17 protein-coding genes are annotated in these 17,443 nt (G+C 71.2%); 11 read left to right on the top strand and 6 right to left on the bottom strand.

The genetic code is table 11. The annotated features are described in order from the left end of the window. The first annotated feature begins 9 nt into the window (after positions 1–9). On the top strand, positions 10–1,377 hold the full coding sequence (locus OG371_RS02755) for an FAD-dependent monooxygenase (RefSeq protein WP_329065190.1): 1,368 nt from the start codon (positions 10–12) through the stop codon (positions 1,375–1,377). Here the strand turns inward: OG371_RS02755 and OG371_RS02750 are convergent. Next, positions 1,367–2,944, bottom strand: coding sequence for an FAD-dependent monooxygenase (locus tag OG371_RS02750; RefSeq protein WP_329065188.1), 1,578 nt, complete (start codon positions 2,942–2,944; stop codon positions 1,367–1,369). The genes OG371_RS02755 and OG371_RS02750 overlap by 11 nt on opposite strands. Positions 2,945–3,028: 84 nt before the next feature. Here OG371_RS02750 and OG371_RS02745 point away from each other — a divergent pair, with 84 nt between their 5' ends. The 5 genes from OG371_RS02745 to OG371_RS02725 all read left to right on the top strand — a co-directional run bounded on the left by OG371_RS02745 (position 3,029) and on the right by OG371_RS02725 (position 6,874). Then, positions 3,029–3,772 (top strand): TetR/AcrR family transcriptional regulator C-terminal domain-containing protein, encoded by a 744-nt coding sequence (locus OG371_RS02745; RefSeq protein WP_329065186.1) that lies wholly within the window; start codon positions 3,029–3,031, stop codon positions 3,770–3,772. 94 nt (positions 3,773–3,866) lie between these two features. Continuing rightward, positions 3,867–4,250, top strand: coding sequence for a YciI family protein (locus OG371_RS02740; RefSeq protein WP_329065184.1), 384 nt, complete (start codon positions 3,867–3,869; stop codon positions 4,248–4,250). Continuing rightward, entirely contained in the window at positions 4,250–5,506 is a 1,257-nt protein-coding gene (locus tag OG371_RS02735; protein ID WP_329065182.1) for an RNA polymerase sigma factor, read from the top strand. The genes OG371_RS02740 and OG371_RS02735 overlap by 1 nt, the downstream gene beginning before the upstream one ends. Positions 5,507–5,565: 59 nt before the next feature. Next, a complete protein-coding gene (locus OG371_RS02730; protein WP_329065180.1) occupies positions 5,566–5,943 on the top strand; it encodes an SgcJ/EcaC family oxidoreductase in 378 nt (125 codons plus the stop codon). A gap of 1 nt (position 5,944) precedes the next feature. Further along, positions 5,945–6,874 (top strand): sigma-70 family RNA polymerase sigma factor, encoded by a 930-nt coding sequence (locus OG371_RS02725; protein ID WP_329065179.1) that lies wholly within the window; start codon positions 5,945–5,947, stop codon positions 6,872–6,874. Positions 6,875–6,880: 6 nt separating this feature from the next. Here the strand turns inward: OG371_RS02725 and OG371_RS02720 are convergent, their stop codons facing one another. From OG371_RS02720 to OG371_RS02705, 4 genes are all read right to left on the bottom strand, one after another. Further along, positions 6,881–7,213, bottom strand: a complete 333-nt coding sequence (locus OG371_RS02720) for a YciI family protein (RefSeq protein ID WP_329065177.1) — start codon at positions 7,211–7,213, stop codon at positions 6,881–6,883. Positions 7,214–7,222: 9 nt separating this feature from the next. Next, entirely contained in the window at positions 7,223–7,684 is a 462-nt protein-coding gene (locus OG371_RS02715) for a nitroreductase family deazaflavin-dependent oxidoreductase (RefSeq protein ID WP_442876139.1), read from the bottom strand. 16 nt (positions 7,685–7,700) lie between these two features. Continuing rightward, complete coding sequence (locus tag OG371_RS02710; RefSeq protein ID WP_329065173.1) at positions 7,701–8,441, bottom strand: thioesterase II family protein; 741 nt, start codon at positions 8,439–8,441, stop codon at positions 7,701–7,703. 67 nt (positions 8,442–8,508) lie between these two features. Next, the gene (locus OG371_RS02705; protein ID WP_329065171.1) at positions 8,509–9,684 is read right to left on the bottom strand and encodes a sialidase family protein; all 1,176 of its coding nucleotides are present in this window, start codon (positions 9,682–9,684) and stop codon (positions 8,509–8,511) included. 164 nt (positions 9,685–9,848) lie between these two features. Between OG371_RS02705 and OG371_RS02700 the strand changes: the two genes are divergently transcribed. The 3 genes from OG371_RS02700 (at position 9,849) to OG371_RS02690 (ending at position 13,104) form a co-directional block, all read left to right on the top strand. Further along, on the top strand, positions 9,849–10,463 hold the full coding sequence (locus tag OG371_RS02700) for an MBL fold metallo-hydrolase (protein ID WP_329065169.1): 615 nt from the start codon (positions 9,849–9,851) through the stop codon (positions 10,461–10,463). A gap of 425 nt (positions 10,464–10,888) precedes the next feature. After that, positions 10,889–11,413, top strand: a complete 525-nt coding sequence (locus OG371_RS02695; protein ID WP_329065167.1) for a hypothetical protein — start codon at positions 10,889–10,891, stop codon at positions 11,411–11,413. Positions 11,414–11,565: 152 nt separating this feature from the next. Further along, positions 11,566–13,104: a sialidase family protein gene (locus OG371_RS02690; RefSeq protein ID WP_329065165.1), complete on the top strand. Its 1,539-nt coding sequence runs from the start codon at positions 11,566–11,568 to the stop codon at positions 13,102–13,104. A gap of 8 nt (positions 13,105–13,112) precedes the next feature. Here the strand turns inward: OG371_RS02690 and OG371_RS02685 are convergent, their stop codons facing one another. After that, positions 13,113–14,105, bottom strand: a complete 993-nt coding sequence (locus OG371_RS02685) for an amidohydrolase family protein (RefSeq protein WP_329065163.1) — start codon at positions 14,103–14,105, stop codon at positions 13,113–13,115. A 62-nt stretch (positions 14,106–14,167) separates the two neighbouring features. On the opposite strand from OG371_RS02685, the gene OG371_RS02680 reads away from it, so the two are divergent. Beyond that, the gene (locus OG371_RS02680; RefSeq protein ID WP_329065161.1) at positions 14,168–14,581 is read left to right on the top strand and encodes a MarR family winged helix-turn-helix transcriptional regulator; all 414 of its coding nucleotides are present in this window, start codon (positions 14,168–14,170) and stop codon (positions 14,579–14,581) included. A 198-nt stretch (positions 14,582–14,779) separates the two neighbouring features. Then, on the top strand, positions 14,780–17,128 hold the full coding sequence (locus tag OG371_RS02675; protein ID WP_329065159.1) for an alpha-L-fucosidase: 2,349 nt from the start codon (positions 14,780–14,782) through the stop codon (positions 17,126–17,128). Positions 17,129–17,443 lie beyond the last annotated feature (315 nt).

Genomic DNA, 17,443 nt, shown 5'->3' with positions numbered 1-17,443 from the left:
GGAGCGGAGATGGACTCGGACGTCTTGATCGTCGGTGCCGGACCGGCGGGGCTGCTGCTCGCGGGGGACCTCGCGGAGGCCGGCGTGAGCGTCACCGTGCTGGAACGGCGGACCACCGGCTCGAACCTCACCCGGGCGTTCGGGGTGCACGCCCGGACGCTGGAGCAGTTCGACCAGCGCGGGATCGCCGACGAGCTGATCGCCACCGGCCTGCGGCTGCGCCGGCTGCGGCTGTTCATCCCGGCCGACCTGGACTTCGGCCGGCTGCCGAGCCGGCACCGTTACATGCTCATCACGCCGCAGACGCGCACCGAAGGTGTGCTGCGAGCCCGGGCCGAACGGCTCGGCGTGGAGTTCGTCCTCGGCGCCAAGGTGACGGGTGTGCGTCAGGACGCCGACGGGGTGGACGTCACTACTGCCGACGGCGAACGCCGCCGCGGCCGGTACCTGGTGGGCGCCGACGGGGCGCGCAGTGTGGTGCGGCGCGAGCTGGGCCTGCCGTTCGACGGCCGCCCGGTGCTGAAGTCGATCATGCTCGCCGACGTCCGCCTCACCGAGCCGGCCGAGGACGCGATCCGGGTGAACAGCCTGGGCGACGCGTTCGCCTTCGTCGCGCCCTTCGGCGACGGCTGGTACCGCGTGACCGCGTGGGACCGCCGCCGCCAGGTCCCCGAAGACACCCCGCTGGACCTCGACGAGGTCCGCGATGTCACCCGCCGCTCGCTGGGCACCGATCTCGGCATGCACGACGCGCGCTGGCTTTCGCGCTTCCACTGCGACGAACGCCAGGCGCCGCACTACCGCGCCGGCCGGGTCTTCCTCGCCGGCGACGCCGCGCACGTCCACACGCCCGCCGGCGGCCAGGGCATGAACACCGGTCTGCAGGACGCGGCCAACCTCAGCTGGAAGCTCGCCGCCGTGCTGTCCGGGCGGCTGCCCGAGAGCCTGCTCGACACCTACGAAACCGAGCGGCACCCGGTCGGGAAGCGCGTGCTCCGCAGCAGCGGCGCGATGATCCGGCTGGCCATGGGCAAGCAGTGGCCGGCCCGCGACCGGATGATCGCCGGTGCTTTGTCCGTCGGCCCGCTCGGCCGCCGCGCCGCGGGCGTCGTGTCCGGCATCGGCATCCGGTACGCGCCGCCGCGCGGGGCGGACCGCCGGGTCGGCGCCCGTGCCGAGGACGCCGATCTGCCGGAAGGACGGCTGTACGAACTGCTGCGTGGCGGCCGGTTCGTGCACATCGGCCGGAAACGGCCCGCCGGGCTGCCCGAGCACGTCGTCTTCGCGCACGGCGAGGGCGAGGTGCTGGTGCGGCCCGACGGGTATGTCGCCCGGGTCGGCGACCCGGCCGGCTATTTCACCGGCCTCACGCGCTGACTGCGACTGGACTGGTCAGCAGGCGGGACATCGCGTCGCGGAGCCCGATGTCCGAGGTCGAGTGCCAGGCGACGACGGCGTCGGGCCGCAGCAGCAGAGCGCCGTCGTCACCCAGCTCGACCTCCGTCAGCCAGGCGGGGTTGTCGACGTGGACCAGCGGGACGCCGAGTGCGTCAGCCTCGGCCGTCCAACGGCGGTCGTCCGGACCGGTCAGCAGGACGAAGCCCGGACCGGCAAGATCCACAGTGGAGACACGGGGCGCGTCGGGCGCGTCAGTCGCGTCGGTGCCGTCGAGCCAGGCGTGCGGCACCCGGGTGCCCGGACGTCCGGCGGGCCCGTAGTGGTCCACCGGCGCCGGGCCGCGGCCGTCCGGGATGAAGGCGCCCGCGTCGTACTGCACGCCGAACACCGCGGCCGACGGGTCGAAGCGCGGGCCTTCGCCGCTGGTGACCGATTTGACCATCGTGCCGAGGTGGCCGCTGACCAGGCTGGAGAACTCCGCCGTCGCGTAGGCGATCGGGTACCGCTCCAGGTGATAGGTGTCCAGCAGCGCCGCCGAAGCCGTGCCGCGGAGCACCGCCGCCAGCTTCCAGGCGAGGTTGTGCACGTCGGCGATCGCGGTGTTGGCGCCGGCCGCGGCCATCGGCGGCATCGCGTGCGCGGCGTCGCCGGCCAGGAAGACCCGGCCGTGCGCGAACCGGTCGGCCACGTGCATGGCGGACTCCCACGGCATCCGGCCGAGCACCTCGACGTCCAGGTCCGGCACGCCGACGACGGTGCGCAGGAGTTCGCGCCAGCCCGGCTCGTCCAGCGTGGCCGAGCCGGGGAAGTCCGAGGTCGAGAACAGCCACCGGTCGGTGCCGTTCACCGAGACGAACGCGCCGGACGCGGCCGGGTTCTCGATCGTGCAGAGGTTGAACCGCTTGTCCCGCACCAACTCGGTGAGGTCCGCGCGGAACGCGATGTCCAGGTTGTCGGCCAGGTGCCCGTAGCCGCTGCGCGGGATTCCCAGCGCTTCGCGGATCGGGCTGCGCGACCCGTCGGCGGCGATCAGGTACTCCGCCTCCAGCCGGTACGGCTCCCTGTCCGCAGGTCGCAGCTCAGCCGTGACGCCGGTGTCGTCCTGAGTGAACGACACCAGTTCCGTCGCGAACCGCACCGAGACGCCGCGTGCTTCCGCGGCGTCACGCAGCACCGGCTCCAGCACGTTCTGCGGGCACAGCACGCTCGGCGCCGGGCTGCGCTCGCCCATGGTCGCGTGCTTCGCGAAGCTGGCGCGCATCGCTTCGGTGATCTCCGGCCACTGCGCGTCCGCGAGCGTCGTGCCGGCCAGCATCCCGTTGAACGACGCCAGCGGCGCGCTCGCTTCGGCGACCGCGTCGCCCAGGCTGAGCGAGCGGAACACCTCGTTGCTGCGCTGGTTGAACCGCCGCGCCTTGGGCTGCGGCGACGTCCTCGCGTGCTTCTCCACCAGCACCGCGGCCACGCCCTGCTGCTGGAGCAGCAGGGCCGCGGTCAGTCCGGCCACTCCGCCACCGGTGATCAGCACCGGAACTCGTTCGGTCATCCCCAGGCTCCTGTTCGTGTACGTCGTACATTCTATGTACGTTGTACACGTCGAGTACGGTGTACACAAGCGACAGGAGGCCGAGTGAGCGCGCAGGGACCACCCACCCCACCCATCTGGCTGCTGCCCGAGCCCCCGGAACGGCGCTGGGGCCTGGGCCGGGCGGAGATCGTGCGCGCCGCCGTCGCGCTGGCCGACGCCGGCGGCGCGGACGCGCTGACCATGCGCGCGGTGGCCACCGCGCTGGGCTCGTCCACGCCGATGTCGCTGTACCGGTACGTGCACAGCAAGGACGGCCTGGTCGACCTGATGCTGGACGCCGCGGGCGCGGAGATCCCGACGCCGGAGCACGCGGGCGACGACTGGCGCGGTGAGCTGACCCGGGTGGCCCTCGATTCCTGGGCGATGATGAAACGCCACCTCTGGTTCGCCCAGCTCGTGCACACGCGCCCGCCGGCCGGGCCGGAGTCGAACCGGCGCCAGGAGTTCATGCTGGCCAGCTTCGACCGCCAGGGCCAGGAGCTGCCGGCCGCGCTCGGCTACCAGCGGCTGCTCGACGGCTACATCGTCGGCCAGGCCCTGCAACGGGCCGAGGAACAGAAGATGTTGCAGCGCAACGCATTCGGCAGCGTCGAGGACGTCCAGCGGCTGGCCCGCGAGTGGTTCGGCGACGGCGAGGGCGACGTCGGGCCGTACCCATTGCTGGGCCGGTACATGCGCGGTTTCCTCAGCGAAGGCGCCGACGGCCCGGCCCCGCCCGACGAGGACGCCCAATTCACCCTCGGGCTCGAATGCCTGCTCGACGGCATCGCCGCGCGGCTCCGCTGAAGGACTCGTGAGTGTTTATGACGGTTAGAACCGTCATAAACACTCACGAGCTTTATAGGGTGGGGCCTGAAGGACCGGCTCCGGGGAGGACGACGTGAAGTTCCTGCTGACGATGCACATGAACCCCGCGGTGTGGGAAGCGCTGTCCGAGGAAACCCGGGACTCGGTGATGACCGGGCACGGCGACTTCATCACGAAGATCCGCGCTTCGGGAGAGCTGATCAGCACCCAGGCGCTGGGCTCACCGGACGAGAGCGCCGTGGTCCGCGTGCGCGGCGGGGCGCCGGTGGTGACCGACGGGCCGTACATCGAGTCGAAGGAATTCCTGGCCGGCTACTACCTCGTCGAGTGCGAGAGCCGCGACCGGGCGCTGGAGGTCGCCGCGATGATCCCCGACGCGGGCATCGAGGGGCTCGGCATCGAGGTCCGCCCGGTGGTGTTCTTCGCCGACGCGGAATCCGAGACCGAATTCGGCTGATGACCCGCTCGTTGACGCCCGACGCAGTCGCCGAGCTGCTGCGGCCGCTGGTGCCGCAGGTGCTCGGCCCGCTCGTGCGCCGGTACGGGCAGTTCGAAGCGTGCGAGGACGCGGTCCAGGAAGCGCTGCTCGCGGCCGTCGAACAGTGGTCCGGGAGCGAGGTGCCGGACAACCCGCGTGCCTGGTTGCTGACCGTCGCGACGCGGCGGCTGACCGACCAGTGGCGCAGCGAGAGCGCGCGCCGTCGTCGCGAGGAGACGGTGGCGGTCCAGCAGCCCGTCGGGATCGTCGCCGGTCCGGGCGAGGACCGGCCGCCGGAGCGGGACGACACGCTGACCCTGCTGTTCCTCTGCTGCCACCCGGCCGTGACCCCGAGCTCGCAGGTGGCGCTGACGTTGCGCGCGGTCGGCGGCCTGACCACGGCGGAGATCGCCAGCGCGTTCCTGGTGCCGGAGCCGACGATGACGCGCCGGATCACCCGGGCGAAGGAGAGCATCGCCGCCGCGGGCTCGACCTTCGAAGAGCCGTCCGCCGAGGAGTGGCCCGAACGGCTGCGCGTGGTGCTGCACGTGCTGTACCTGATCTTCAACGAGGGCTACACCGCGTCTTCCGGCGAACAGCTGCACCGCGTCGAGCTGACCGCGGAGGCGATCCGGCTCACCCGCGCCGTGCTGGCGCTGCTGCCGGACGACGGTGAGGTCGCGGGCCTGCTCGCGCTGATGCTGCTCACCGACGCCCGCCGCCCGGCCCGCACCCGGCCCGACGGCGCGCTGATGCCGCTGGCCGAGCAGGACCGTCGCTTGTGGACAGTGCCGGTGATCGTCGAGGGCGTGGAGCTGATCAGCCGCACGCTCGGCCGCGGCCCGGCCGGCCCGTACCAGGTGCAGGCCGCGATCGCCGCGCTGCACGACCAGGCGGCCGGCACCGACACGACGGACTGGCCGCAGATCCTCGAGCTGTACGGCGTGCTGGAGGAGCTGGCGCCGAGCCCGGTGGTCACGCTGAACCGCGCGATCGCCATCGCCATGGTCCACGGCCCGGCCGAAGCGCTGGCGCTGCTGACCACCATCGAGGGCGACAGCCGGATCAAGCAGGGGCACCGGCTCGACGCCGTCCGCGCGCACCTGCTCGAGCTCGACGGCGACCACGCCGCGGCCCGCGAGCACTACCTGCGCGCGGCCAAGCGCACCACGAGCCTGCCCGAGCGCCGCTACCTCCAGTCCCGGGCGGCGAACTTTTCTTCGGCGGACCGATGAGTTCCGGCCGCGCCGCCGGTATGTACCTGCGACCACACCCCGTCGTCAGGGAGAAACCGATGAGCGACACCGAAATCCGCAGCCTGATGAACCGCCTCTACCAGAGCTGGGCCGACAACGACGCCGACGCGTTCGCGGCCTTCTACACCGACGGCGCCACCGTGGTGCTGCCCGGCGTCTTCAAGCAGGGCCGCGCCGCCATCCGCGACCACATGGCCGCCGGGTTCGACGGCCCGCTCAAGGGCTCGCGCGCCTTCGACGAGCCGCAGGACATCCGGGTCGCGGGCGACACCGCGATCGCGGTCAGCCGCGGCGGGGTCCGGCTCGCGGGCGAGGATGCGGTGCCCGCGGCCCGGGAGATCGTGGCGACCTGGGTGTTCACCCGCCTCGGCGGCGAGTGGTCGGTGGCCGCCTACAGCAACGCCCCGGCGCACTGACGTGCCCGATTTCGCGGCCAGCACGGCCGCACACCGGGCCGAGCTGGTGGTGCACTGCTACCGCCTGCTCGGCTCGGTGCACGAGGCCGAGGACCTCGTGCAGGAGACGATGCTGCGCGCGTGGCGGGCGTGGGATTCCTACGACGCCGCGCGCGCTTCGGTGCGCACCTGGCTGTACCGGATCGCGACCAACGTCTGCCTGACCGCGCTCGAAGGCCGGGCGCGGCGGCCGTTGCCGGCCGGTCTCGGCGGCCCGAGCGACGATCCGAACGCCCCGCTCACCCCGTCGTTCGACGTGCCTTGGCTGCAACCGTTTCCCGACGCCCGCCTCGGCGATCCCGCCGCGCTCGCCGCCGCCCGGTCGGGGCTGCGGCTCGCGTTCGTCGCGGCGATGCAGCTGCTGCCGGCGCGGCAGCGGGCGGTGCTGGTGCTGCGGGACGTGCTGGAGTTCAGCGCCGCGGAGGTCGCCACGATGCTCGGCACCACCACGGCGTCGGTGAACAGCGCGCTGCAACGGGCCCGCGCGGGGGTCGCGGGCGCCTCGGCCGACGGGCTGGCCGAGACCGACGGCACGGTGATCGACCGTTACGTGCAGGCCTTCGAAGCGGCGGACGTCGAAGCGCTGGTTTCGCTGCTGACCGACGACGTCGTGCTGGAAATGCCGCCGGTGCCGCTCTGGTACCGCGGAGCCACGGACTACGGCCGGTTCATGGTCCGGCTGTTCGCGATGCGCGGCCCGCACTGGCGCCTGATGCCGTCGGCCGCCAATGGCCAGCCGACGCTCGCCGCCTACTGCCGTCACGACGACGTCTACCGCCTGCACACCTTGCAGCTGTTCACGGTGCGCGCCGGGCGGGTGTCGCACCTCGTCGTGTTCCAGGACCCGGCGCTGCCCGAGCTGTTCGGCCTGCCGCCCGTGCTGGCTCCGTGAACCGGCTCAGCCGCCGAGCAGCGGCCGGACCTCGACACCGCCGTCCATCACCGGTACGAACCCGCTGATCTCCACGGCATGGTTGAGATCCCGCGCCTCCACGACGAAAAAGCCCGACATCGCCTCTTTGCCCTCCACGAACGGACCTTCGGTGACGACCGGACCGCGCCGCGAGCGCGTCATCGACGTCGGCTCGGTCGCGTATCCCGCGATCAGCGTGCCGCCCGAAGCGGCGATGAGGCCTTCGACGCGGCCGTGCGCCGCCAGCACCTCGGGCGGGATGTCGGCCATGCCGCCGGGGGTTTCGCGCTCGTAGATCAGGATCGCGTACTGCGGCACGTCTTCTCCTTAACGGGGTTCGAGCAGGAACACGCGGATGTCGCGGTGCGCGGCCCGGACGGCGTAACGGTCGTAGGCCGGCCAGTACGACGCCACCGCGTCCCACATTTCCGTCCGCTCGGCGCTGTCGAGCAGCCGCCCGCGCACGGGCACGGTCCGCCCGCCGACCGAGGCCGTCGCGTCCGGCCGCGCGATCAGGTTCGCCGACCAGGCCGGGTGTTTCTCGCCGCCCCAGTTCGACGCGATGACCACGTAGCCGCCCGCGCGCTCGACGTAGAGCAGCGGCACCTGGCGCGGCTCGCCGCTGCTGCGGCCGATCGTGGTGAGCAGCAGCGTGCGCAGCCCGAGGGCGGTGCCGACGCCGAACCGCCCGCCGCTGATCCGCAGCAGCACCCGGTCGGCCGGCATCAGCGCCCGGCCGATCGCGGCGAACGCCTTGCTCTTGCCGAATCCGGCGAACACGCCTCGCAGTTCCATCCGGGGAACCCTACGAGGCCGAAGCCAGGACGGTCCGCAGGGCCGCGATCAGCGCGGGCGCCTGCTCGTTCAGGTAGAAATGGCCGCCGGGATAAGCCGTGAAGGTGAAGGCGCCGGTGGTGTGCGCGGACCAGGCGCGAACCTCCTCGACGCCGGCGTGCGGGTCGTCCTCGCCGGTGTGCGCGTGGAGCGGCACGGTCAGCTGGGCGTCGGCGGCCGGTCGGTAGGTCTCGATGGCGGTGTAGTCGGCGCGCAGCGCGGGCAGGACTATCTCGCGCAGTTCCGGGTCCTCGAACACCCGGGAGTCGGTGCCGTCCAGCAGCGCGACGTCGGCGATCAGGCCCTCGTCGTCGCGCAGGTGCACGGTTTCCTCACGGTGCCGGGCCGGCGCGCGCCGTCCGGAGACGACAGCGGCGTGCGGCGCGGTGCCCCGGGCCTCGAGCCGCAGCCCGATCTCGAACGCGAGCGTGGCGCCCATGCTGTGGCCGAACAGCACCACGGGCCGGTCGAGCCAGGGCAGCAGTGCCGCCGTGATCGCGTCGGCCAGCTCGGGCACGGACCGCAGCGGCGGCTCGGCCAGCCGGTCCTGCCGTCCCGGGTACTGCACGGCGAGCACGTCCGCGGCCGGGGAGAGCGCCCGGGAGACGGGGTGGAAGTACGACGCCGCGCCGCCCGCGTGCGCCAGGCACACCAGCCGGGCCGGCGCGTCGTCCGCCGGGTGGTAACGCCGGATCCACCGGTCCTCGGCCATCGGTTTCCCCCTCCGTCGTGATCGTCCCCGATCCTGCCGGAGGGCGGGGCCGCCGCCGTGCCCGGGGTCAGCCGGTCTGCCCGAGCGGGATCCGCTGGAACACGATGTTCTCGTACGGGCCGGATTTTCCCGTCTCGTACAGCAATCCGGCGGTGCCCGGATCGGCCTGCACGAGGTCGGAGTAGCCCGCCGGACCGGCCGCCACCGTGCGTCCGGGGCGCCAGGTGTGCCCGCGGTCGGTGCTCAGCCGCAGCTGCATCACCGCGCGCGTGGCCGGGTCGGCCGGGCCGGAGTACAGCATCAGCCAGGGGATCGTCGTCTGCAGCACGCTGCCCTCGACCTTCGTGCCGGACAGCGTCGGCTGGACCTGGTACGGCCGCACTAGCGTCTTCCCGCCGTCATTGCTGTACCCGTCGACCCGGTGCTCGGCGGCGGAACCCTGGTTGCGGCTGGAGAAGTAGAGCGTGCCGTCGGGCAGCTCGGTCATCGACGTCTCGTTCGCCGCGACGACGCCGTCGGTGCGATCGTCGATGAAGCCGATGTGCCAGGTCCGGCCGTTGTCGTCGCTGTACAGGTCGTGGCCGCCGTAGTACTTCGCCTCGGTGCCGACGTCGGACGAGCCGGCCGACGGGGCGCTGGAGTGGTTGGCGGGCACCACGATCCGGCCCGTGTGCGGTCCATGGCGCAGCAGCGTCGCGTGCCCGGGGCCGGTGGCGTACCAGCGCCAGTCCGGCAGCTTCGTGTCGGCGGTGATGTCGCGTGCGGCGGTCCAGGTGCGGCCGTTGTCCTTGCTGCGCTGGACGAACACGCGCCGGGTGTCCTGATCGGACGCCTGGCCGGACATGATCTGCCGCTCCGAGACGAGTCCGTTGTGGACGGTCAGCAGCACCAGCTCACCGTCGCGCGCGAGCACCGGGGTCGGGTTGCCCGCGGTGGCGTCGCCGTTGGTGGTGACCACCGCGAGCGGGCCCCAGGTGCAGCCGCCGTCACGGGAGGTGCGCGAAACGGTCTGGATGGCGCCGGAGTCGCCGGCCGAATCGCGCCGTCCTTCCGCAAACGCGACCAGCGCCCCGTTCGCCGCGCGCACCACCGCGGGGATGCGGAAGGTGTCGTAGCCCTCGGTGCCGGAGGTGAACGGGACCGACGAGCTACAGCCGGGCGCGGCGGCGGCCGCCGGTGCGAAGGGCAGCCAGACCGTGGCCGCGGCGAGCAGGATCGCGCCGAATCTGCGGATCGGTGGCACCGGGTTCCCGCCTCCTCGTTGAGGTGATCAGACATAGGATGTCCGACGTCCTATGTCGGTCAACCTAGGGAGCCGGTGCGCCGTTCGTCAAGCACTACCTCGCGTGGTCGGGACTGTCGCTAATTGAGACCGCCGGACCCCTCGCGGCGTGCGACCGTGCCGGCGTGGACGTGGACCTGACGGTGACCGCCGGGAACTATCGCTTCGACGGGGTGTCGTTCGCGGTCGACACCAACATCTGGCTGCTCGGCGACGAGGAGGAGGTGCTGGTGGTCGACGCGGGCTTCGACGCGAGCGCGATCCTGTCCGCCATCGACGGCCGCGACGTGCTGGGGATCGTCTGCACCCACGCGCACAACGACCACGCCGACGCCGCCCTCACCCTGGCCGACGCGACCGGCGCGCCGGTGCTGCTGCACCCCGGCGACGAGAAGCTGTGGGCCCGCGTCAACCCCGGCCGCCGCCCCGACGCGGAGCTGGCCGACGGGCAGGTGCTCACCGTCGCCGGCTCGCCGGTGGTCGTGCTGCACACGCCGGGGCACACCGCCGGGTCCGTATGCCTGCACCTGCCCGAAGACGGGCTGCTCTTCAGCGGCGACACCCTGCTGGCCGGCGGCCCGGGCCTGACCGGCGACGCGTGGTCGAGCCGTTCCGCGCTGGACGATTCGGTCCGCCGGAAACTGCTGGTGCTGCCCGGGGAGACCGTGGTGCACCCCGGACACGGGTACGACACCGAACTCGGCACGGAACGCCGGGAATCCTGGGCCGGCCGGATCTGACCGACCCCGCGTTTCACACCACTTCGCCGATGTTCGTGACAATGGTGCGCGCGTTCATCTTCCCGAAACACCGGAAACATCAAGTTGTTCTCGGGGACATCGTTCCGAAATGGCTTGCCGATGAACTCTTCACCATGGCCGTACCAGGACTCGAGGAGGTCTTTCGGTAACCGCGCCGGGTCGCCCACTGAAAACGCCCCGGCCGGATCCTGAGTGCGCACTGCCGCCCGAGCCGGACCTTGCCCGTCCGCCAAGGACGGCAGCGCACGTTTGTCGTTGTGCCCGTTGACCTTTCGACCGGCGGTGTGCCGAGTGGACTCCCGTTCCGCCGCCGGGCGAACCCGCGGGGCCGCGACGTCCCCGACATTACCACGGTCGCCGGGGCGGGCGGTTCCGCCGAATTCCGCATCGGAAAGGAACGAACAGTGCCGCCCATCACCGTGATCTTCGTCGTGTCCGGACTCGCCGTCTGGCTCAACGGGCTCGCCTTTCTCGGAATTGGCGCCAAACCCGCCGAGGACGGCCCGAACCCGCTGACCTCGGTCGGCTGGGTGACGGCGCTCGCCGGGATCGTCGACCTCCTGCAGGCCGCCGTGATCATCGCCGTCGCGCCGCCCGCGACGGGCATCCCGCTCGCCGGCATCGTCACCTTCTACGGCACCTTCTTCACCGCGTTGGGCGTGACGCTGGTGAAGGGGCTCGACCTGCGGCCCATCGGCAACCTCGCCGTCCCCGTCGCGATCGTCCCGCTGCTGTGGTGGAAGTTCTTCGACGGCAGCTGGATGCTGCACTCGATCCTGGTCGTCTGGCTGGTCGCCTTCCTCGCGGTGGCGGCCACGACGTACGGCAAGCTGCCGGGCAAGGTGCTCGGCGTGATCCTCACGCTCACCTCGCTCTACACCTTCCTCACCCCGGCGGCGCTGCTCGCGCTGGGCAAGTCGATTCCCTGATCCGGCCGCGGCGGGGGCGGGTCCGCCCGTCCCCGCGTGCCGCGAGCCGGACGCCGTTGTACGGCACTTGTACGCGGCACACCGATGCTTGCTCCCTCTTCGAGAGTCCCGCCCGGGGTGACCGTGGCGGGTTCCAGGACGGAGTTGTCGCGGTGAAACGGAAAACCTTCCTGCCCGTCGTGCTGGGCGCGGTCGCCATCGCGGCGGAGCTGGCAACGTCGCCGGTCGCCGCCGGCGCGGTCACAGCGGGGCCATCGGCAACGGCTGTGGCCCAGCCGGCCAGCTACGAGGCGTTCCAGGCCGGGGCGGAGGGCTACGACTGCTTCCGGATCCCGGCCGTGGTCAAGGGCCCCGACGGCAAGGAGCTGCTCGCGTTCGCCGAGGGCCGGCACACCGGCGCGAGCTGCGCGGACATCGGGGACGTCGACGTTGTCATGAAACGGTCCGCCGATGGCGGCAAGACGTGGAGCGCCTCGACGATCGTGGTCAAGGGCTACGGGCAGACGAAGGACAACGCGGTCCCGTTCGTGGTCCCCGGCACCGGGCGGATCGTCGTGCTGACCCAGATGCAGTGCGGCGCCCCGTCGACCTGCGGCCGCATCCCACGCGTGAGCTACAGCGACGACGACGGCAAGACCTGGACGGCGCCGAAGGAGCTGACCGCGCAGCTCGGCTTCGCCACGGCGCCGGGCTGGCTGGTGACCGGCCCGGGGCACGGGCTCGTGCTGACCCGCGGCGCGCACGCCGGGCGGCTCGTGTCCGGGATGAGCTACCAGCAGTCGCCGGGTGATCCGAACGTCGGCGCCCTGATCTACAGCGACGACCAGGGCGTCACCTGGCACCTCGGCGCGACCGACGCCGAGCCCGACGCGACGACGATGAACCCGGAGGAAATCAACGTCACCGAGCTCGCCGACGGCAGTGTTTACGCGGCGGCGCGCAACAACCGCTCGCTGGGGGACACCGTGTGGTGCGACGACGGCGGCACGCACAACCGCGCGTACGCCGTGAGCCACGACGGAGGCCAGACGTTCGCCGCGAAGTTCACCCTGGCCAACGACCTGGTCATCTCCGACATGCAGGGCTCGGTCCTCGAACTGGACGCGACCACCGCGGGCGCGGCGTACGACCGGACCCTGTTCGCCGGCCCGTCCGTCTGCGACCGGCGCCAGCAGCTGCGGATCCGGTCGTCGTTCGACGAGGGCGTCAGCTGGACCCCGAACGACACGAGTCTGCTGGTCTGGCCGTACGACTCCTCGTACTCCGACCTGGTGCCGCTGAACAGCACGTCGGCCGGGGTGCTGTTCGAGGCCGCGCCCGCCGCGGGCCAGAAGGCCGACCGCTCGATCCGGTACGCGCCGTTCACCGAGAGCCAGCTGGGCGCGCCCGCGTGCGGCACGGGGTATTCGGTGCTGGCTTCCCACGCGCTCGGCACGGCCGGGCAGGTCTACCTGTCCTACAACGCCGAGAACGGGAAGAACTGCGTCAGCACCATGAAAACCACGGGAACCGGCACGCCGTCACAGGCCTCCGCGTACCTGCAGGTGGAAGGCGGGCAGCGGGTGCAGGACGCCGGCTCGTACTCCTGGTACGCCGGTCCGGTCACGGCCGCCGCGGCGGGCAAGTGCGTCCAGTGGGGAGGTGCCATCGGGGCGGACAAGTACGACGCCCCACTGGGTTTCTGTAGCTGAACGGGTGCTTAGCCACGTGGTGCTTCCCGCAGCCGGGGCAGCAGCGTTTCGGCGTTGCCGTGCATGACTTTCCGGAGCACTTCGGGGCGGTCCTCGAAGTAGGCGTCGACGTTTTTCGTGTACCAGCCCGCCATTTGCGGGCTGACCGCGGGGAAGTCGGTGCCGAACAGGATCTGCTCCGGCGGCACGAAGTTCTCCAGCGCGGCCAGATTCGTCTCGAAGCCGGAAAGCGCCGTCTCGAAGAAAAAGGTGCGGAAGTCGTTGATGATTTCCTCGGGGCTCAATTCGCAGCCGAGATGGGGCGAGAGCACCGCTACCCGCGCGGCGAGGAACGGGGTGCTTCCGCCGGAGTGCGAAAGGATGATCCGCGCGTTCGGGTACTGCCGTTTCCGCCCGCTGGTGACGAGGTCCGCGGCGCCCTTGTACGTCTCGTTCGGCACTTCGCTCACCGGCGTCGGCAGGAACCGGTTCGGCATCCGGTTGCGCCCCGGGGTTTGCTCGCCGTGCAGGAACACCAGCGCGCGGCGGCGGTCCAGCTCCGCCCAGAGCGGTTCGAAGACCTCGTCGCCGATCGAACGGGCGGTTCCCCCGGTGCCGTAGACGTTCGTGAGCGTGACGCCGTCCGCGCCCAGCTCGTCGAACGCGTAGGTCAGTTCGGCGAGCGCGGCGTCGACGTCGGTCGGAGTCGGCAGGTGAGCGAAGAAGCCGAAGCGGCCGGGGTGGTCCACGACGGCCTGGTGCGCCAGCTCGTTGACCTCGCGCGCGAACGCCCGGCGCCGTTCCGGCTCCAGGTTGTGCTCCAGGTCGTTCGGCAGCGACAGGATCGCGGTCCGGGTGCCGAGGTCGTCCATGAACGCCAGGCTGGTCTCCGGGGTCCACTGGGGCGCGCTCGTGGGGAAGGTCCAGCCGGACTCTTCGACGAGGGCGCGCTGGAGCAGCTCGGCCAGCTCGCCGCCGGGGAAGACGTGGTGGTGGAAGTCGATGCGGTCAGGGTCGGTCATGGCTCCGAGTCAAGCACTTAGTTGACAAATGTCAATAGTTAGCAAATGGTAGGCTATGTCGCATGAGCGATCCGGCCCCGGAACTTCGCCTGCTCGACGCCGTGTTCCGGCTGCAGAAGTCGGCGCTGGCCGACGCCCGGGCCCACGTCGCCGAGGCGGCCGACCTGGACCTGGCCGACTTCTTCCTGCTGCGCACCATCGTGCTCGGCGTCGACACCCCGGGCGGGCTGGTCAGCGACCTCGGGCTCAACCCGGCCGTGGTGAGCCGGGCGCTGACGCGGCTGGTGAAGGCGGGCCTGATCGAGCGCCGCATCGACCCGGAGGACTCGCGCCGCTCGCGCGTCACCCTCACCGCCGAGGGTGAGCGCACGACGGCCGCGATCGCCGCTCGCGTCCGCCCCGGGCTGGCCCGGCGGCTGGAGAAGCTCGCCCCGGACCAGGTCGAGAGCTTTCTGGAAGCCCTCGAGGCACTCTGAGTCCTTTTCGGACAGTGCGGGCCGCCGGTCGGCGTGTGGGCCTCACCCGACTTGTCCTTGACAGCACACCTCCCGCTAGTCACGATGATTCATCAGATGAATCGGGTCACTTCATCGGGAAATTTCGCTCAAACGCGTCCGCGACGCGGTTCGACATGCGGATGCATCGGACCACTGGACTCTCGCTGTGGAGGTTCAATGACGACCTACCCCCGCCGCCAAGCCCTCGGCCTGGCCCTCGGCGGCGCCGTCGCACTGGGCGTCGCCGGGAACGCTCCGGCATTCGGCGCAACCGGCTCTGGCCCACTGGACGCCCCCGATACGCCCATCGTGCCCGCGCCGTCCCCGGTGCTCGTCCCGCTCGATCAGTGGTTCTCCAACGACGGCATCGACAGCGCGACCGTCCACGACGGGAACTTCGACGGCTCCGGTTACGCCTTCCCGGCCGAGCACCTGCCGGTCGGGCAGACGGTGACCGCCGGCGGCGTGCCGTACCGGCTGGGGTCTGCCGCCGCGGGCGCGAAGAACAACGTGGTGGCGCTGGGCCAGCGCGTCGACCTGCCGAAGGGCCGGTACTTCGCGGCGTATTTCCTGGTTGCCGCCAGCTACGGGACCACCGGCGGTACGGCCACCGTCCACTACGTCGACGGCAGCACCAGCGAAGGCAGCCTTTCAGGCCCGGACTGGTACTCCGGCAGCGGCGCGCTGGTGACGCCGTTCCGGTACGCGCCGGGCGGCGGCGTCGACCAGAGCCCGGTGTCGATCGGCACCGGCCAGGTGTGGGTCGACCCGCTGCGCGACGCGGTCGCGATCACGCTGCCCGTCACGGCGGAGCCCGCGGCGAACGTGTCGAGCCTGCACGTGTTCGCCCTGACCTTGCAGCCGGTCGCCGAGGGCCGGGCCGCGCTGGTCCTGGACGGCCGTTCGACCACGAACCTGCTTGCTGACGGCGGTCCGCAGGCCGTCGAGGCGACCGTGGTCAACGCGGGCACGGTGTGGCTGGGTGCGCGGGACCGGATCACCGTGACCGTCGACGTCCCCGGCGGCCGCACTTCGGTGCCCGCGACGATCCGGTCGCTCGCGCCGGGGGAGCAGTCGCTGGTGCGCCTCGGCCTCGCGCCGGACCCCGCCGTCCCGCCCGGCACGACTACGAACGGGCAGGTGAAGGTGACGTCCGGGCGCGGCACGCTGGCCACGCAGCAGGTCCCGATCACGCTCGGCGTGCCGGATTTCCGGCCGGTGGACGAGTCGCTCTCCACGCACCGGGCGCCGTACTGGTTCTCGGACGCGAAGTTCGGGATCTTCATCCACTGGGGTGTGTACGCGGTGCCGGCGTGGGCGCCGGTCGGGCAGCAGTACGCGGAGTGGTACTGGCAGAACCTGCAGGACCCGAACGGCGCGACTTACGCCTACCACGCCAAGACTTACGGCGAGAACTTCAACTACGACGACTTCATCCCGATGTTCACCGCGAAGAAGTTCGACCCGCGCAGCTGGGTGCGGCTGATCGAAGACGCGGGTGCCGAGTACTACGTGCTGACTTCCAAGCACCACGACGGATTCTCGTTGTGGGACACCAAACTCAGCGATCGCAATTCGGTGAAGCTGGGCCCGAAGCGCAACGTTGTCGCCGAGCTTTTCGCCGCCTCGCGCAAGTACACGCCGAATCTGCGCAACGGCCTGTATTTCTCGCTGCCGGAGTGGTTCAACCCGGACAACCCGTGGATGGGGCACGCGCCGCGCAACCCGTACACCGGCGCGAGCCTGCCGTACACGGGTTATCGGGCCGGCCGGGATTTCGTGAAGGACTACCAGGCGCCGCAGGTGCTGGAGCTGATCTCGGGGTACGACCCGGACGTGCTGTGGTTCGACATCGGCGGCGTGAACGACAGCCGCGCGGTGCTCACCGAGTATTTCAACCAGGCCAAGAACCGCAGGCACGCCAAGGACGTCACGGTCAACGACCGCGGCGGCATCCCCGATCACGACTTCACGACCCCGGAGTACACGACGTACCCGAACACGGTCGTCGCGAAGTGGGAGTCGAGCCGCGGCCTGGACCCGTTTTCGTACGGCTACAACCGCGCCACCCCGGACGACAAGTACATGACGGCGGAGGAGGTGGTCCGCACCCTGGTCGACATCGTCTCCAAGAACGGCAACTTCCTGTTGGACATCGGCCCCGACTTCGACGGCACCATCCCGTCCGTGATGCAAACCCACCTCCGCGACGCAGGCTCCTGGCTGAAAACCAACGGCGAGTCGATCTACGGCACCACGTACTGGTCCCGCATGGCCCAACTGGGCGATTTGCGGTTCACGGTCAAGCAGAACTCGTCGTTTTACATCAGCTCGCTGGTCGCGCCGGGTAGCCAGCTGGTCGTTGATGCCCCGGTGCCGATCAAGGCGGGGGACCGGGTCACCATGCTGGGTTACCGGGGTCGCCTTTCGTGGCACCAAAAGGACGGCTCGCTGGTGATCGACGTTCCGGCCGCCGCCCGCGACGCGGGGCGTTACGTGTGGGTGTTCAAAGTGGACTGGAGCTGACGGCTTCCGGCCCGGCCTCCGCTGGCCGGTTTCGGCCCTCGGCCGGGTTCCCCCTCCGGAGCCGGGCCGCGGGCCTGCCGGGCTCGGCGGGTGCTTGCGGGGTTTAGCCGGGTGTGGATTCCTGTGGTGCAGTTGGGTTTTCTGCCGCCGGGCAGCTGATGCGGACTGTTCCGTGGGTTCTGGCGGACACGGCCCGGTGCACCCCGGGGCTCGGCCGGGCATGGATTCTTGTGGCGCGGCTGGGTTTCCTACCGCTGGGCAGTCGATGCGGACTGACCCGCAGGCCGGTGTCCTCGATGGTCTTTGCCGCTGACA

The sequence above is a fragment of the Amycolatopsis sp. NBC_01480 genome (assembly GCF_036227205.1).
Classification (GTDB): Bacteria; Actinomycetota; Actinomycetes; order Mycobacteriales; family Pseudonocardiaceae; genus Amycolatopsis.
This window is presented reverse-complemented; position numbering and strand designations above follow the sequence as displayed.

Bases quoted from the DNA above. Each gene is read 5' to 3' on its own strand.
- OG371_RS02680 (WP_329065161.1), top strand. From the start codon at position 14,168: ATGAGCGATCCGGCCCCGGAACTTCGCCTGCTCGACGCCGTGTTCCGG.
- OG371_RS02730 (WP_329065180.1), top strand. From the start codon at position 5,566: ATGAGCGACACCGAAATCCGCAGCCTGATGAACCGCCTCTACCAGAGC.
- OG371_RS02755 (WP_329065190.1), top strand. From the start codon at position 10: ATGGACTCGGACGTCTTGATCGTCGGTGCCGGACCGGCGGGGCTGCTG.
- OG371_RS02735 (WP_329065182.1), top strand. From the start codon at position 4,250: ATGACCCGCTCGTTGACGCCCGACGCAGTCGCCGAGCTGCTGCGGCCG.
- OG371_RS02710 (WP_329065173.1), bottom strand. From the start codon at position 8,441: ATGGCCGAGGACCGGTGGATCCGGCGTTACCACCCGGCGGACGACGCG.
- OG371_RS02675 (WP_329065159.1), top strand. From the start codon at position 14,780: ATGACGACCTACCCCCGCCGCCAAGCCCTCGGCCTGGCCCTCGGCGGC.
- OG371_RS02685 (WP_329065163.1), bottom strand. From the start codon at position 14,105: ATGACCGACCCTGACCGCATCGACTTCCACCACCACGTCTTCCCCGGC.
- OG371_RS02750 (WP_329065188.1), bottom strand. From the start codon at position 2,944: ATGACCGAACGAGTTCCGGTGCTGATCACCGGTGGCGGAGTGGCCGGA.